The following is a 15,390-nucleotide window of genomic DNA, read 5'->3' on the forward strand; positions in this document are numbered from 1 at the left end:
CTTTCACTAATCAATCCTAACCCTTTCACGTAGCACAAGCGTTAACTTATAGATTATTTTGATAATAGTGGGGATTTTACGTGCTGAGATCAATGTTACGCAAACGTTTAAATTTTAATGTAATAGCACTTGTTAAAAACAAACCATTCTCAGTAACTCATGCTTCTTTGCCACAAACTTTCAGTTCAACAACAAAACACTCAACGACTGCACCCACTCGATCTGAAAATTACTCAAGGTGAGCGCTGGGTTGTCATTGGACGCAATGGTTCCGGAAAAACCACGTTATTGAAGGCACTGGTTAATTTGCTTCCCTTCAAAGGCGAAGTCCTCATAAACCAATTGCCGCTACGTAAGTTAACTTGCCAGCAAAGAGCAAAACAAATCAGTTACCTTCCACAACACAGTCAAGTGGATGGTCGTTTAACACTAAGAGAGTACATTCAACTAACTGCTTCCAATCAAGCCACTTCTAGCTTTTCACTTGACCAAATAAGTAAAGCACTAAAGATCGATACTTTCCTCGAACGAAGAATGGGACAGCTCTCAGGCGGCCAGAAGCAGCGAGCGCATATTGCACGATTTTTATGTCAGAACGCCGAATTCCTGGTGTTGGATGAGCCTCTAAACCATCTAGATCCATGTGCTCAAGGGGAAGTTTTATCACTATTGAAAGAGCAAGGTAAAACACTGATTTGCTCACTGCATGATATTTCCCTTGCGGCCAAGTTCGCGACGCACATTGCGATTTTGGAACACGGCCAGGTAGTCGCGAAAGGAAAGGTAGAAGAACTACTGACTCACAATCAACTTAAGCCGATCTTTGAAGTCGATTTAATCAGCACGACCAATAAGCGCACACAGAAAACAAGTAAATTTTTCGACATTGAACTCGACCAAGGACAGGAGCTTTCATGAAAAAACTATCAGCATTAACTTTATTACTTACCGTGTCCGCACAAGCCCAAATTACGGTAGAAAACTGCGACTCTACACTTACCTTAGATAAAGCGCCGAAAACCTTAATCACTCACGATATCAATATGTCTGAGATGGCATTTTCTCTCGGGCTTGAAGAGAATATGATCGGAGTGACCGGTATTAGCGGGTACTACAAAACGACCCCTGAATTTAATCGCCTCCAGGGCAGAATTCCGGAGCTCGCACCGAAATATCCTTCTTTAGAGGTGTTAGTTAGTGCCAACCCTGATGTTTTCTTTGCAGGATGGAATTACGGTATGCGGTTGGGCGGCTCAGTCACGCCTGATTCTCTGAGAGAGTTTGGTATCAATACTCTGATTCTTAATGAGAGTTGCAGCCATATCCGTAAAGATAAGCAGCCAGCTAACATGGAACAGATGTTTGATGACGTGACACGCCTTGCGACTTTATTCGGTCAGCAAGACAGAGCTCAAACTCTTATCTCCACTTGGAGAGAGCAATTAATATTGATTCAACAGCAAACCCAGAATCAAACCCCTCTTAAAGTCTTTCTGTATGATTCAGGGGAAGAGAAACCATTCACAGCAGGAAAGTACGCGACAGTGAGCGCCATGATAGAAGCGGCAGGTGGCGCCAATGTAATGAAAGATCTGGATATCAGCTGGGGAACCACATCATGGGAGTCAGTTGCGATGCATAACCCTGATGTCATTATTCTTCTCGATTATCAAAATGGGACAGGCGCTAAAGGCATGCAAGCCTTTTTGGAACAGCACCCAGCGATGAAGCTGACCACAGCGGTAAAGACCACCCAATATCTTCCTCTGCGTTATGAGGAAATTACTCCCGGGCCAGCAAACATAGCTGCAATTGAAAAATTGGCACAGCGCATCCAAGAAATCCATGACAAGTCTTAGTACTAACCTGAACCGAACCGCACTGAACACCTGCGTATTCAGTTCTGTTTTTGCCCTCTTAGCGATGTTTTCTCTGAGTTTAGGCAGCGTTCAGCTATCTTTTGCACAAGTCGCTACGATTTTTTCAGCGGCGATGAGTCAACAGATCGACTCTCCGATAGATCAAGTCGTACTGCACCTGCGCTTACCTAGAACAATCATCGCTATTATTTGCGGTGCTGGGTTAGGTATTGTTGGGGCGTTATTACAAACCGTGACAAAAAACGATCTTGCCGACCCTTTCATTTTTGGATTGTCATCCGGTGCCGCAACTGGAGCAGTCTTTGTGATTACAGTCATCGGCAGCGCTATCGGCATTTGGACACTTCCACTCGCCGCTTTTATCGGTGGAATAATCTCGGCTTCGGCAGTGCTATTTCTAGTTAGAAAAGTAGATGGGCAAGCGTCTTCTCAAATTGTTTTAGCCGGGCTGGCTATTTCATTCTTATTTACAGCTTTGACCAATTTTTTAGTCTTCCACGGCGATCAACGAGCAGCCCATTCGATCCTATTTTGGTCGCTAGGAGGCCTAGGAAACGCACGCTGGGACAATGTGCTAATTGTGCTTGCTGGACTTATCGCCTTGATAGCTCTAGGTATATTAAAACATCGCCAGTTAGATTGTTTACTTGCAGGAGACGACGTAGCACAAACCATGGGCGTAGACACAAAACGCCTGCAAAGCGGTGTCTTTATTGTCTGCGCTTTTGCAACTGCATGTTTTGTTTCTATCATCGGAGTTGTCGGATTTATTGGCTTGATGGTTCCTCATATCGCGAAGAAAATCATCGGCCCATTACACAAAAAGTTACTCATCACTTCAGGGCTGATTGGGGCTTTGCTTATGCTATTAAGTGATATTTTGGCGAGAACCTTAGTTGCTCCTCAAGAACTGCCTCTTGGTGTTGTCACCACCGCGTTTGGCGCACTATTCATTGTTTCCATTTTGATGGAGAAAAGTAATGAAAGCTGAACGCTTCACCATCATTGCGATTCGTCATGGCGAAACCGAATGGAATCGAATAGGCAAAGCACAGAATCAACTGGATAGCCCTCTGACAATGAAAGGCAAACGACAGATGCATAACGTCGGTCGTTATCTTGCAACTCAAAAATCATTGACCCTCAATGCTATTTACACCAGTCAATTAGGCCGTGCTATTTCCAGTGCTAAAACCATCGCACGCTACCTGAAAGTGCCCGTCATTTCTCAAATGGAGCTCAGTGAGTTCGATTCAGAACAGCAACGAAGAACAATGGCGATTCAGTGGATCCAACGAGTTTCTCGTCACCACAACAATGAGAACCCAATTTTGCTGCTCGGACATGGTGACTGGATAAAAACATTAGCCAGTTTAGGGACACCACAGCAAATAATAGAAACACCAAACAACGGAGAAATCCTCAGGATAGATATCGAAGTATAACGTCACATCAGGGAATCAGGTGTAACTCCTGAACTGTACCCGCAGCTGTAAGCGATGAGCCCTTTACAAGCCACTGAGTCACACGACTTGGGAAGGAGTAAAGCGCAATGAGAACCTCAACATCGTAAGTCAGAATACCTGGACACACATGAATATCGAGCGGGAAAACTCAACACCATCCATACCTTGTCTAACAAGGGAACGCTCTGTATTCGTCAATACCTAAAACGTAGATGAAGAATACTGTGGTCACAAAAGTTAAACGATCCAAAAATAAGTCCGATCTCCGCAGTGGGTTTACCACCGGAGCGTGCGCAGCTGCAGCAAGCAGAGCGGCAGTTCAAACACTATTAACCGGACAAAAGCCTGACTATATCTCCATCACTCTACCTAATGGTGAGCCCGCTACGTTTAAGGTCACGTTTATCCAAACATCCAACGATGCGGTGACCGCCAGCATTGTTAAAGATGCAGGGGACGATCCTGATTGTACCCACGAAGCCCATATTCAGAGTATTGCCCGCTGGCATTCAGAGCCCGGTTTTCACATCGATGGGGGTGTTGGCGTAGCTCGTGTGACTCTACCCGGATTAGAACTTCCCGTCGGTCAGGCGGCGATTAATCCCGTTCCTCGAAAAAACATTCTCGATATGGTGACTTTGGAATGGAACCAAGCGACCAGTCAACAGAAAAAACACGTCGGTATATCACTGGAAATTTGCGTCCCAGATGGAGAAGAGCGAGCCAAGGAAACCATTGGGCCAAGACTCGGTTTAATCGGTGGTATTTCCATTCTCGGGACACGCGGAACGGTAAAACCCTACTCCACTTCAGCGTTTTCAGCATCAGTGCGTCAATCGGTACAAATAGCGAAACAAAATGGCCAAAACCACTTGGTTCTCACGACAGGATCTCGAACCGAAAAGTCAGCGATGGCCATGCTACCAAGTTATGACTCGATGTGTTTTATCCAAGCGGGTGATTTTGTTGGGGTCGGACTGCGCGCAGCAAAACGTTATCAAGTGAGCAAAATCACCGTCGTCGCCATGATAGGCAAACTAGGCAAGATGGTCGCTGGGCACATGATGACTCACGTATCCGGTAAAGCTATCGACTTTTCATTGCTGGCCGACCTCGCCATTCAATCGGGTGCATCGAGTGAGTTTGCCGAAGCTGTTAGCCAAGCCAACACAGGCCGCCACGTACTCGATACATGGAAAGAAGCCCAACCGGGCCAAGAGATTCCCAATTACGACTTTCTTACCTTGCTCTGCAAACAAGCTGCAGAGCACGCTGCTGTGTATGTCAAACATCACGTCAGCATTGAATTCAAATTGATCGATTTTAACGGCGATCTATTAGCAGAACATCTCTGCTCAAAAGGAAGTGATACCAACACTCACTTTCATGATGAATAAGCATGAACAAGGAAAACTCCATGACTAACGATATGCGTCAAATGACCAAGCAAGGCCGTCAAATTGAAAGTGACTCTTTCTCTATCATCGATGAAGAAATAGAAACTCTCCATGGGGGACATAACTTCAATCAAGGTGAATGGAATGTGGTTCGTCGTGCCATTCATACTACGGGTGATTTTGAATACGCTAAATTATATCAATTCAGCGACAACGCGATTGAGTCTGCCATTACCGCTTTAAAAAACGGTGCCAACATCATTACCGATGTCAGCATGATCGTGACAGGTTTAAACCAAACTCGCCTCAACGCTTACGGCAATAAAGCACAGTGCTTCATTAGTCATCCAGACGTCATTAGCACGGCCAAAGAGACAGGAGAAACACGTGCTATCCACTCAATACGTTATGCCCGCGATAACGGCCTACTCGACGGCTCTATCATAGGTGTAGGCAATGCGCCTACCGCATTACTTGAGCTATTGCGCATGATAGAAGCAGGCGAAGCAAAACCCGCACTGATCATCGGCATTCCTGTTGGTTTCGTAAAAGCAGATGAATCGAAGCAAGCATTAACCGAACAAAACACAGTGCCTTACATTGCCAGCCTAGGCCGTAAAGGTGGCAGCCCGTTAGTGGTATCGACTATTCACGCCCTACTTGCTGAGTCAGTAAAATGAATAATGTAAGTACTCACTCTCAGCTTATCGATTGCTATCAATCGGCTATCACGGTAGTCGGAGTACCCGAAGATGGCTGTTTAAGCCTAACCAGTCGAGCTGTTAATGCAGTTGAGTCTGCACGCGTTGTTGCAGGTAACGACCGACTATTGGATTGGTTCCCCCAATTCAAAGGTCAACGCTTATCGATGCAAGAAGGCTATCAATCTTGGTTCGCTAAGTTGCTTGATGAATGCGAGGAAGGCGGCGTCGTCGTATTAGCTTCTGGCGACCCATTGTTCTTTGGCATCGGCGAATCGTTGTTAAAAAAACTGCCTAATGATGAAGTACGCTTTATTCCCTCCCCTTGTTCAATGCAACTCGCTTGCAGCCGAGTCGGCATTGCATGGCAAGAAACCAAAGCAATTTCACTACATGGAAGAAAGCAGCATTACGATGGCATTAAAGGTATCGCAAGCCAAATGCAATGGGGAACTAGCTACTGCTTGCTAACCGATGTTCAAAACAACCCAGCTCGTATTGCGAAACACTTAGTCGAATTTAATCAACAAGGTTGGACAGCTTGGGTATGTGAGAACTTAGGTGGCACCGACGAAAAGATAAGCCAGCGGACTCTCGAAGACCTCGCACTAAAAAGTTCCGACGACTTCTCTACGCTCAATGTAATGGTACTGCACCGAACGCTACCTCATGCGTGGGGTGAATTGGGCCAATACGCCAACGATGATGACTTCATGAAGCGCATGCCTAAACGCGGCTTAATTACCAAACAGCCCGTTCGTCACTTAGCGTTAACGAGTATGCGTATTCAACCAAGATCTGTGGTGTGGGATATAGGTACAGGCTCAGGTTCTATTGCGATAGAAGCCGCTAAGCAGTGTTATCAAGGACAAGTCTTCACCATTGAATCAAACCAAGAATGTTATGAGTCGGTCGAGGCTAACTTTAGAGCGCACGGTACCGACAACGTACAACTGATTCGAGATAAAGCCCCAATACAGCTCGACACCTTGCCTCAGCCAGACAGTATTTTTATTGGTGGAAGCCGCGGCAACATGCACAGCATTTTAGATTTCTGTTGGTCAGCAATAAAACCGGGAGGCGTCGTGATCGGTTCTGCAGTGACTGTCGATTCAGTTTGCGAACTTCATCAATGGAGTAAAGACAGCGATGCTCCGACACAGGTTCAACTGGTCTCTATATCAACAGGCGTACCACTCGCTCACTACACCCGTTATCAATCAGAAAATCCGATTCACTTATTTATTTTTACCAAGCCGTTTATTCAGAAATAAGCGCTTAATTTTTTAATTAAGCGCCACTCAACATATTAAATAAAAACATAATTAGAGAAAGCACAGATGAAATTAGGAACTATGTACGCGATTGGTGTCGGCACTGGAGACCCAGAATTATTAACACTTAAAGCTCACCGACTACTCAGCACCGTCGACATTGTCGCGTTTCCAGAAAAGGACGCGGGCAGTAACCACTCTTTTGCTCAACAAATTGCCGCGGGTTCTGTTAGCCCTGAAAGCATGAAAGGCGAATACCTATTTTTGCACTTCCCAATGACGCGTGACCCAAGCATCAACGTTCCTGCATGGCGTAAAGCCGCCGTCACAATTGTTGAACTATTAAAGCAAGGTAAAGACGTGGCATTTGCAACCGAAGGTGATCCATCGGTTTACAGCACATGGGCATACATCCAAGAAGAACTGACAGAGCTACTTCCTGAACTTGATCCGGTGATCATTCCGGGTATCACTTCAGTTACCGCTATTCCATCACAAACAAAAATTCCACTTGCTGACGGTCAGGAGCGTTTTTGTGTTGTACCTGCGACATGGGGTATCGAGTGTTTAGAAAAGCTAGTCGAAGATTTTGACACCATCATGCTAATCAAAGCAGGTCGCGTTATCCCTAAGCTGATCACTCAACTTGAGTCGATGAATATGTTGGATTGTGCAACCTACGTGTCGCATGCCACCACAGAGAAACAAGAACTTTACTCTGACCTACGTGATGTACCGAATGAAAACCGTTATTTCTCTATGGTTCAGCTTTCTGTTCGCGCTCGTCGTGGCGTACTACGTGGTACTAATGAATCAAAGAAGTGTGCCGTACTTGATGGTGGTGAAGCTGATAGTGGTAACGCTGATATCGATAAAACTAATAGCGGTAAAGCGTAATGAAAATAGCCATTTATGCCATCACGCTACACGGAGCAAGGCAAGCCAAACGCTTAGCTAAAACGTTTCCGTTTGCTGATGTCTTTATTGCACCAGTTGGACAAGAAGAATACCCAGAAGCCGATGAGTTAACCCTGCCGCTTTCTGGTTTTCTTCCTCCTCAATTTAAGCAATATGATCACCATATCTGCTTTTTTGCTGCGGGCATTGTCAGCCGAATGATCGGCCCTTTGCTAGAAGACAAACGCACCGACCCCGGCGTGATCTGCATTGACGATCACGGCCAATTCGTGATCCCTATGTTATCTGGACATCGCGGTGGCGCAAATGGGATCGCGTTACAAGTATCACAAGCACTCAACGCGACTCCTGTAATCACCACCGCTTCTGACGCTGCCGGCAGTTTGTCGGTGGATATGCTCGGATCGCCATTTGGTTGGACGCTTGATCCACAATGCGAACCCGCGCTCACCGCCACCAGCGCAGCAGTTGTAAATGAAAAACGCATTCTAATAGTGCAGCACGCTGGCGAACAGAACTGGTGGCAGAACAAACGTTCCATGCCAAGACACATCATTACCCACCCAGCACTAAGCGATACAGACCTTTCTCAAATCAGTACTGATGATTGGGATGGTTTAGTTCTCATTTCAGATGAAGCACAACCAAAAGGTTACGCCGACTTAAAAAATAAAACCGTACTGTGGCGACCAAAATCGCTTGTGCTTGGAATAGGTTGTGACCGCAATACTCCTTTCCATGTATTGAAAGCAGGTATCGATGTTTTCCTGACTGAATATAACCTAGCAAAAGCCAGTGTTTCAGCTTTCGCCAGTATCGCTTTAAAAGCAGATGAAAAAGGTATTTTAGAACTCTCGTCTGAAAGCCAAATTCCTTTCCACACTTATTCAGCCGAGCAACTCGACGGCGTTGAAGGGATTGAAAACCCATCAGAATACGTAAAAAAAATCACGGGGGTATCATCGGTTTCTGAAGCGGCCGCGCTAAAGCACGGTCAGCGAGATCAACTATTGGTACCTAAGTGGAAGTTCAAACAAGACGGTTTCAACATGACTTTGTCTTGTACTCGCATCGAATACGATGAACCCCTCGCCAAGAAGAAGTGGAAAAACTGGCTAGATGAAAACGTCAAAATCAACCTTCACGGTAATGAAGTGGTAGATGGTTTTCAGTGTAAGCCTAAGCATGTCGATTTAAACCGCCCGATGCTCTACCACCGCCATCACGTATTGCTATGTGAAGGTGGCCGCTGCGCGAAAGAAGGCAGTAAAAACCTTGCACACGATCTTAGACAGGTACTTAAAGCGCTCAATTTTTCCGACGGTGAACAGCGCATCAAGATAAGCCGTACACACTGTGCGGGCACCTGCAGAAACCGCGCCGCAATGGTGATTTACGAACGTTTACTAGAACATGAAACACCTGTTAACAACGGGCTTTGGATTCGAGGTATCGAAGAATTTACCGAGCAAGACTGGAAAGATTTGTTCACAAATCTAGTCGAGCGAAAATCATTAAAAGCTTATTTAGATCCTAAGTTTATCGCACCAATTGAAAATGCAGACGGCACTACTGAGCTTTAGGAACATAGTAGGCCAAATACTTTGCAAGCTATGAACATGATGTTTCAAAGCTCACTTTAACCTCATTACCAACATGAGATAGCCCGTTTATCTTGTGATATAGATTTGATAAGGACAGCGACAATTATGAAACGACTTCGTCATTACAACCAAGGCACAGCCATTGTACTGAGCTGCTTTGGTAGCGTTGTAGAACAACAACGTTATGAAACTCTCGCAGATCGCGTACGTCAAAGTTACCCAGATGTGCCAGTGCGTATCGCCACCAGCTCAAAGATGGTGATCAAGAAGCTGGCTCGTAAAGACACACCATGTTTCAGCCTACCTCAGGTATTGGCGGATCTAGACACACAAGGTTACGAACGTATTTTGATCGTTTCAGTGTACCTATTCCCTACCGATGAACATCGCTACATGACATCAATAGTTGATGGCTTCAAGCAATTCTCATTGGCGCGCATTGAACAAACACCAGCGATCATGCATCACAGCCAATTAACGACCAATTTGCTTTCGGCTCTCCATGATCGTTTTGCTCCACAAGATCATTTCAACGTGTTTGTTCACCACGGAGCGCCTATGTTAGATAACCCGGGCCACCAATCGATCCATTACTGTGATGATCTACTCGGCAAATTATCGCAACGCAACTTCACTTGCTCGCTCGAAGGCGCATGGCCATTTAAGTTAGTGAAAGATGAAATGGTTCGCCGTATTAAAGAGCAACATACAGGCCAAGGCCGACCGCTTCTTAATCTAGTTCCACTACTGCTTGTATCGGGTAACCACTTCATCAACGATCTTAAAGAAATTAAAGAGATGCTGGCAGAAGACGCTGACGTTCAAGTGGCAGAGCCAATCCAAGGTGACAAGTTCTGCATGCTCGATATGCCAGAACTGTTACAGATTATCGATAAGCAAATTAAAGAAGGCTTAATTCGTTTAGGTGCACCAGAGGAAGATAAATAATCATGGCAAAACTAACACTGGTAGGCTTAGGGCCTGGCGCTATTGATCTAGTAACCCCCGCAGCGCAACAAGCCGTAAAGAATGCAGATGTCGTTGCAGGCTACAAGCCGTATGTAGAATCAATCAGCACACTAATCGACACTCAAGAAGTCATTCAAAGTGGTATGACTCGCGAATGGGACCGCGCTCAAGCCGCAGTAGAAGAAGCAGCAAAAGGTCGAGAAGTCGTATTGGTATGTTCTGGGGATTCTGGCATGTACGCGATGGCGCCTTTAGTGCTTGAATTATTGGAGCAAAACGCAGAATTAAACGCACAAGTTGAACTGGATATTATTCCGGGCATCACCGCGGCTAACGCCTGTGCTTCTTTAGTTGGTGCACCTCTTGGCCACGATAGTTGTACCATTTCGCTGTCTGATTTATTAACGCCTTGGGAAGTGATTACCAAGCGGATTGAAGCCGCGGCAATGGCTGATTTTGCAATTACCTTCTACAACCCTCGCTCTAAAAAGCGAACTCAGCACATTGAAACTGCACGTGAAATCCTTTTGGAACATCGTGACCCAAATACTCCCGTTGCTATCGTGAATGCTGCGTATCGTGATGAGCAAAAAGTCACACTGACAACACTGGCTGAATTTACCAAAGTGGAATTTGGTATGAACGCCGCGGTCGTGATAGGTAACAGCAACAGCTACCGATTTGGTAATTGGATCGTAACACCGCGTGGCTACACCAATAAATATCAACTGAAAGACGGCAAGGTACTAGAAGGTCAAAAACGTGGCCATTCATTAAAAGTTGAACCTAAACCAGAATCAGTGACGGAAGAGGCAAACTAGTATGACGGTATTTTTTATCGGCGCAGGGCCGGGTGACCCAGATTTAATCACAGTGAAAGGCGCACGCTTAGTTGAAGAGTGCCCTGTGATTGTTTACGCAGGCAGTTTAGTGCCAAAAGCCGTCATCGATCGCGCTCACCCTGATGCACTGGTCTATAACTCCGCTGACATGGATCTTGATGATCTAACCAATGTGTACCTAACCGCACACGAAAAAGGTCAAAACGTTGCACGCGTTCAAACTGGCGATCTTTCAATTTACTCGTCGCTTGCAGAACAAACACGTCGCTTGAACGAACTTGGCATTGATTGGAAAGTGGTTCCGGGCGTCTCCTCTTTCCAAGCGAGTGCCGCAGCTCTTGGCCAAGAACTGACGCTACCTGAAAAGTGCCAGACCATTATTCTTAGCCGAGCATCAGGTCGAACGCCTGTTCCTGAAAAAGAGAATCTACGCGCCCTTGCCTCTCACGAAGCAACACTGTGTTTATTTCTTAGCGCAACATTAATTCGTAAAGTGGTTCGTGAATTATCAGATGTTTACCCGCAAGATTGGCCAGTGGCTGTCGTTGAAAAAGCCAGTCGCCCTGAACAGCGAATATTCCGTGCTACATTGGGTACGATCGCCCAAGTTATGCATGATGAAGGGATTCGCTCCACCGCGATGATCATCGTCAGTAAAGTGCTAGGCGACAATGATTTTGTTGACTCTAAACTCTACGATCCGACCTTCTCACACGCTTGCCGAAAAGCACGTGTCGTTGAAGAGGGTGTAGCTGAAAGTGGAACATTGGAAGACGATAAGAGCGCAGACTAACCTCGCTCATTAGCTGTTGATTGGTTTATGCGTTTATTCATTTTCACTATCCAGTCAGCAGCATTATTTGGCAGATATGATGATCTTTTTTGATTTAAATTTTGGTTATTCAAGTTTAGCGATCGCGCTAATGATGATCGCAGCTTTGATGCTTGATCACTTACTAGGTGAGCCTAAACGATTTCACCCTTTGATCGGTTTTGGCTATGCGGTTGAGAAAATCGAGAAGCTGTTAAACCGAGCCACTAAATTCTCAGGTTTGATCGCATGGATAGCTGCGACTGTTCCATTGTGCTTACTCAGCTTTTGGCTACAACATACGCTACTAAGCATGGGGAACACATTAGGCTTTTGGCTATTTAATATCGTGGTTCTGTATATCGCGATAGGTCAACGTAGCCTGCTTGAGCACGCCCAGTGGATCCACCAGCCGCTGAGCCAAGGTGATCTTGATTTAGCGCGAGAGAAAGTTGGTTGGATCGTTAGCCGTAATACTGAAACCATGGATCAACGCCAGATCACGTCATCGACGATTGAGTCGGTATTAGAGAATGGTAACGATGCGATCTTCGGCACTCTATTTTGGTTTGCACTGCTTGGGGCTCCAGGGGCATTACTGTTCCGATTAGTGAACACACTTGATGCGATGTGGGGCTACAAAAATGAACGCTGGCTAGAATTTGGCTATGTGGCAGCAAAAGTCGATGATGTGATGGGCTGGGCACCTGCGCGCTTAACCGCACTTAGCTACAGCCTTTTAGGCAACACTAAGTTGGCTCTGAAATGCTGGAAAGAACAGGCTAAACATTGCTCGAGTCCAAACGGTGGCCCCGTAATGACATCAGGTGCCGGCGCACTACAAATCATTATAGGTGGCGATACTTATTACCACGGAAAACTTGTGAAAAAGCGTCCGATGGGAAAAGGTAATATTGCGACTTTAGAAGATATTCCACGAGCCATATCTTTGGTTCAAAAAACCAGTGTGCTTTGGGTCATCGTAATGCTATTACTTTCTATTTTAACTCTTTGTTTGTTTTGATTTCATGTCTATTTTAACTCTTTACTTTAAGTACGCTAATGACGATTAAACAACACTCAACCTCAAACGAACTTCCGCATCACGGTGGTAAGTTAATCGAGTTTTCATTGCGCTATCAAAGGCCAATCGAACAATGGGTCGACCTTTCAACTGGAGTGAGCCCGCATCACTACCCTATACCTGAAATCCCTGCATCGGTATGGAATCGGCTACCAGAAGACGATGATGGCTTAATCACAGCAGCGCAAACCTACTATCAAAGTGATGCCTTGTTACCCGTAGCTGGCAGTCAGGCAGCCATTCAATCGCTACCTCATATGATTGCAAAGACACAGCCAACATTGATGCACATCCTATTACCTCATACGGGTTACAAAGAACATCAACATGCGTGGCAGCAGTACGCAGAACAAAGCATACAAGCCCTCATATTCGACTTTTACCTACATAAACCGACAATCGAACAGCTCAAAACGGCAGACGTGGTCGTAGTGATTAATCCCAATAATCCAACCGCGCTGAATGTGCCACCAAGTGAAGTACTGACTTGGCTAGATCATATCCAAGATCATTCAACGCTCGTGATTGATGAAGCGTTTGTAGACTGTACTCCTGAGCTTTCAGTGTTACCGAGTTTCCCAACAGGAGTTCCAGATAACCTGATTGTATTGCGATCAGTGGGTAAATTTTTTGGACTAGCAGGAATTCGCGCAGGCTTTTGTTTTGCCTCGCCATTGCGTTTAAATATTCTTAAACAACACCTTGGACCTTGGACACTCAGTGGCCCAACTCGCTATGTCACCACACATGCCTTACTCAACTCCAATTGGCAAAAGAAAAACCGCCAACGCCTACATGAAGAGGCTCAGCGTATGAACCAACTCTTACAACTACATTTTGGCCAAATGGCGGGCTCGGTAAAAATAACATCACAGATACTCTTTCACCGAGTTGAAATTTCGGATTCGGCATCATGGCACCATCAACTTGCCAAGTTAGGGGTTTTTACTCGTCATTGTGATGAAAACGATGCACTTCGTTTCGGGTTACCCGCCAACGAATCACAATGGCAAGCGCTCACTCGCGCACTCGAACAACTCAAGGAATAATTATGTCTACAGCTTACTGTTCTGCCCTAGTGGTAGGCGCACCTTCTTCTGGAAGCGGAAAAACAACCGTGGTCGCCGCTCTAGCAAGAGCTTTGGTTCAACAAGGAAAGAAAGTTCGAGTATTCAAAACTGGGCCTGATTTTATTGATCCACAATTTCTATCTATTGCATCAGATACACCCACTTACCAATTGGATTTGTGGATGTGTGGTGAAGCGGAATGCCAACACTTAATTTACCAAGCAGCCCTAGAAGCGGATGTGATTCTAATTGAAGGCGTAATGGGTATGTTTGATGGCAAATGCTCAAGTGCTGATATTGCGGCTAAATTTAACCTTCCGATGTTGGCCGTGGTAGATGCTGGCGCAATGGCACAAACCTTTGGAGCCCTTGTAAATGGCTTATCGACATTCCGTGATGACGTGGATGTATTTGGTGTAGTTGCAAACCGCGTAGGTTCTGAACGTCACGCTGAAATGCTAAAAGAAAGCCTAAAACCTGAAACCGAGTTTTGTGGTTGGTTACCAAAAGACATGGATTTGTCGCTGCCAGAACGCCACTTAGGTTTAGTACAAGCACAAGAGTTAGATGACATAGAGGAGCGACTTAATCACGCAGCCAAGCTACTACTAGAACATGGTGATATCCCATTACCAACAGCACAAGCATTTGAAAAACCAAAGCAAGCACTACCAGCCAGACATGAATCATTGACTGGTCATACAATTGCAGTAGCTCGTGATAATAGCTTTGCTTTCTTGTATCAAGCCAACCTTGATTTGTTGATCGAATTGGGGGCAAAACTGTCATTTTTCTCACCGCTTGCACATGATGATTTACCAGTGTGTGACGCTTTGTATTTACCAGGAGGTTATCCTGAATTACATATGGATAAGCTAGCGCTCAATCATGCGTTAAAACAGCAAATCATCACACACATTGAACAAGGAAAACCTTGCCTAGCCGAATGTGGTGGCATGCTATACCTCAACAAAGCATTGACTGATACAGAAAGCCAAACAGAAAACATGGTTGGAGCGTTAAATGCCAAAGCGACTATGCAGAAGAAGCTAGCCGCGCTAGGGATCCTAGAAGCTAATTTCGATGGTCAAATGCTGCGTGGTCATACTTTCCATTATTCAAAAACAGACAGTAAAGAAACCGTGCTAACTCAGCCTGAATCTCAATATGGTAGGCCAACCGATCCTGTTTGGATAAAACAAAGCACCATCGCTTCTTATGCACATTGGTACTTCCCGTATAACCCTGATTTGGTAGCGAAAATATTCAAAGGAGCGCTTTATTAAGTATGGGTGAAAAAATGCGCCTTGAACGCTTTCAATAGGGCGTGTTGATCTTTCGAGCTGATTTTTGCAGCGAGTTGCTGGGTATTTA

The 15,390-nt window shown here is 45.4% G+C and carries 15 protein-coding genes and 1 riboswitch; all 15 genes read left to right on the forward strand.

Translation table 11 applies throughout. The annotated features are described in order from the left end of the window. Nucleotides 1-159 precede the first annotated feature (159 nt). A complete protein-coding gene (locus tag ACED28_RS16150; RefSeq protein ID WP_371710241.1) occupies nucleotides 160-918 on the forward strand; it encodes an ABC transporter ATP-binding protein in 759 nt (252 codons plus the stop codon). Beyond that, nucleotides 915-1,859, forward strand: a complete 945-nt coding sequence (locus ACED28_RS16155) for an ABC transporter substrate-binding protein (protein ID WP_371710242.1) — start codon at nucleotides 915-917, stop codon at nucleotides 1,857-1,859. The genes ACED28_RS16150 and ACED28_RS16155 overlap by 4 nt, the downstream gene beginning before the upstream one ends. Beyond that, nucleotides 1,846-2,871, forward strand: coding sequence for an iron ABC transporter permease (locus ACED28_RS16160; RefSeq protein ID WP_050546540.1), 1,026 nt, complete (start codon nucleotides 1,846-1,848; stop codon nucleotides 2,869-2,871). Before ACED28_RS16155 ends, ACED28_RS16160 begins: the two co-directional genes overlap by 14 nt. Next, complete coding sequence (locus ACED28_RS16165; protein ID WP_371710243.1) at nucleotides 2,861-3,325, forward strand: phosphoglycerate mutase family protein; 465 nt, start codon at nucleotides 2,861-2,863, stop codon at nucleotides 3,323-3,325. The genes ACED28_RS16160 and ACED28_RS16165 overlap by 11 nt, the downstream gene beginning before the upstream one ends. Before the next feature lie 9 nt (nucleotides 3,326-3,334). Continuing rightward, nucleotides 3,335-3,465, forward strand: a riboswitch (cobalamin riboswitch). A 93-nt stretch (nucleotides 3,466-3,558) separates the two neighbouring features. Further along, nucleotides 3,559-4,743, forward strand: coding sequence for a cobalt-precorrin-5B (C(1))-methyltransferase (locus ACED28_RS16170; RefSeq protein ID WP_371710244.1), 1,185 nt, complete (start codon nucleotides 3,559-3,561; stop codon nucleotides 4,741-4,743). A gap of 20 nt (nucleotides 4,744-4,763) precedes the next feature. Further along, on the forward strand, nucleotides 4,764-5,423 hold the full coding sequence (locus ACED28_RS16175) for a precorrin-8X methylmutase (protein WP_065679480.1): 660 nt from the start codon (nucleotides 4,764-4,766) through the stop codon (nucleotides 5,421-5,423). After that, nucleotides 5,420-6,718, forward strand: a complete 1,299-nt coding sequence (gene cbiE / locus ACED28_RS16180) for a precorrin-6y C5,15-methyltransferase (decarboxylating) subunit CbiE (protein ID WP_371710245.1) — start codon at nucleotides 5,420-5,422, stop codon at nucleotides 6,716-6,718. The genes ACED28_RS16175 and cbiE overlap by 4 nt, the downstream gene beginning before the upstream one ends. Before the next feature lie 66 nt (nucleotides 6,719-6,784). Next, nucleotides 6,785-7,615 (forward strand): precorrin-2 C(20)-methyltransferase, encoded by an 831-nt coding sequence (gene cobI / locus ACED28_RS16185; protein ID WP_371710246.1) that lies wholly within the window; start codon nucleotides 6,785-6,787, stop codon nucleotides 7,613-7,615. Next, entirely contained in the window at nucleotides 7,615-9,219 is a 1,605-nt protein-coding gene (locus ACED28_RS16190) for a cobalamin biosynthesis protein (RefSeq protein ID WP_371710247.1), read from the forward strand. Before cobI ends, ACED28_RS16190 begins: the two co-directional genes overlap by 1 nt. A 126-nt stretch (nucleotides 9,220-9,345) precedes the next feature. Then, entirely contained in the window at nucleotides 9,346-10,188 is an 843-nt protein-coding gene (locus ACED28_RS16195) for a sirohydrochlorin cobaltochelatase (RefSeq protein ID WP_371710248.1), read from the forward strand. A gap of 2 nt (nucleotides 10,189-10,190) precedes the next feature. Beyond that, nucleotides 10,191-11,030, forward strand: coding sequence for a precorrin-3B C(17)-methyltransferase (gene cobJ / locus ACED28_RS16200; RefSeq protein WP_371710249.1), 840 nt, complete (start codon nucleotides 10,191-10,193; stop codon nucleotides 11,028-11,030). Nucleotide 11,031: 1 nt separating this feature from the next. After that, complete coding sequence (cobM, locus tag ACED28_RS16205) at nucleotides 11,032-11,844, forward strand: precorrin-4 C(11)-methyltransferase (RefSeq protein WP_371710250.1); 813 nt, start codon at nucleotides 11,032-11,034, stop codon at nucleotides 11,842-11,844. A gap of 76 nt (nucleotides 11,845-11,920) precedes the next feature. Further along, complete coding sequence (cbiB, locus tag ACED28_RS16210; protein WP_371710253.1) at nucleotides 11,921-12,886, forward strand: adenosylcobinamide-phosphate synthase CbiB; 966 nt, start codon at nucleotides 11,921-11,923, stop codon at nucleotides 12,884-12,886. 38 nt (nucleotides 12,887-12,924) lie between these two features. Continuing rightward, the gene (locus ACED28_RS16215) at nucleotides 12,925-13,995 is read left to right on the forward strand and encodes a threonine-phosphate decarboxylase (protein ID WP_371710251.1); all 1,071 of its coding nucleotides are present in this window, start codon (nucleotides 12,925-12,927) and stop codon (nucleotides 13,993-13,995) included. 2 nt (nucleotides 13,996-13,997) lie between these two features. After that, nucleotides 13,998-15,302: a cobyrinate a,c-diamide synthase gene (locus tag ACED28_RS16220; protein WP_371710252.1), complete on the forward strand. Its 1,305-nt coding sequence runs from the start codon at nucleotides 13,998-14,000 to the stop codon at nucleotides 15,300-15,302. Nucleotides 15,303-15,390: the final 88 nt, after the last annotated feature.

This window comes from Vibrio sp. 1F253, from assembly GCF_041439295.1.
Classification (GTDB): Bacteria; Pseudomonadota; Gammaproteobacteria; order Enterobacterales; family Vibrionaceae; genus Vibrio; species Vibrio tasmaniensis_A.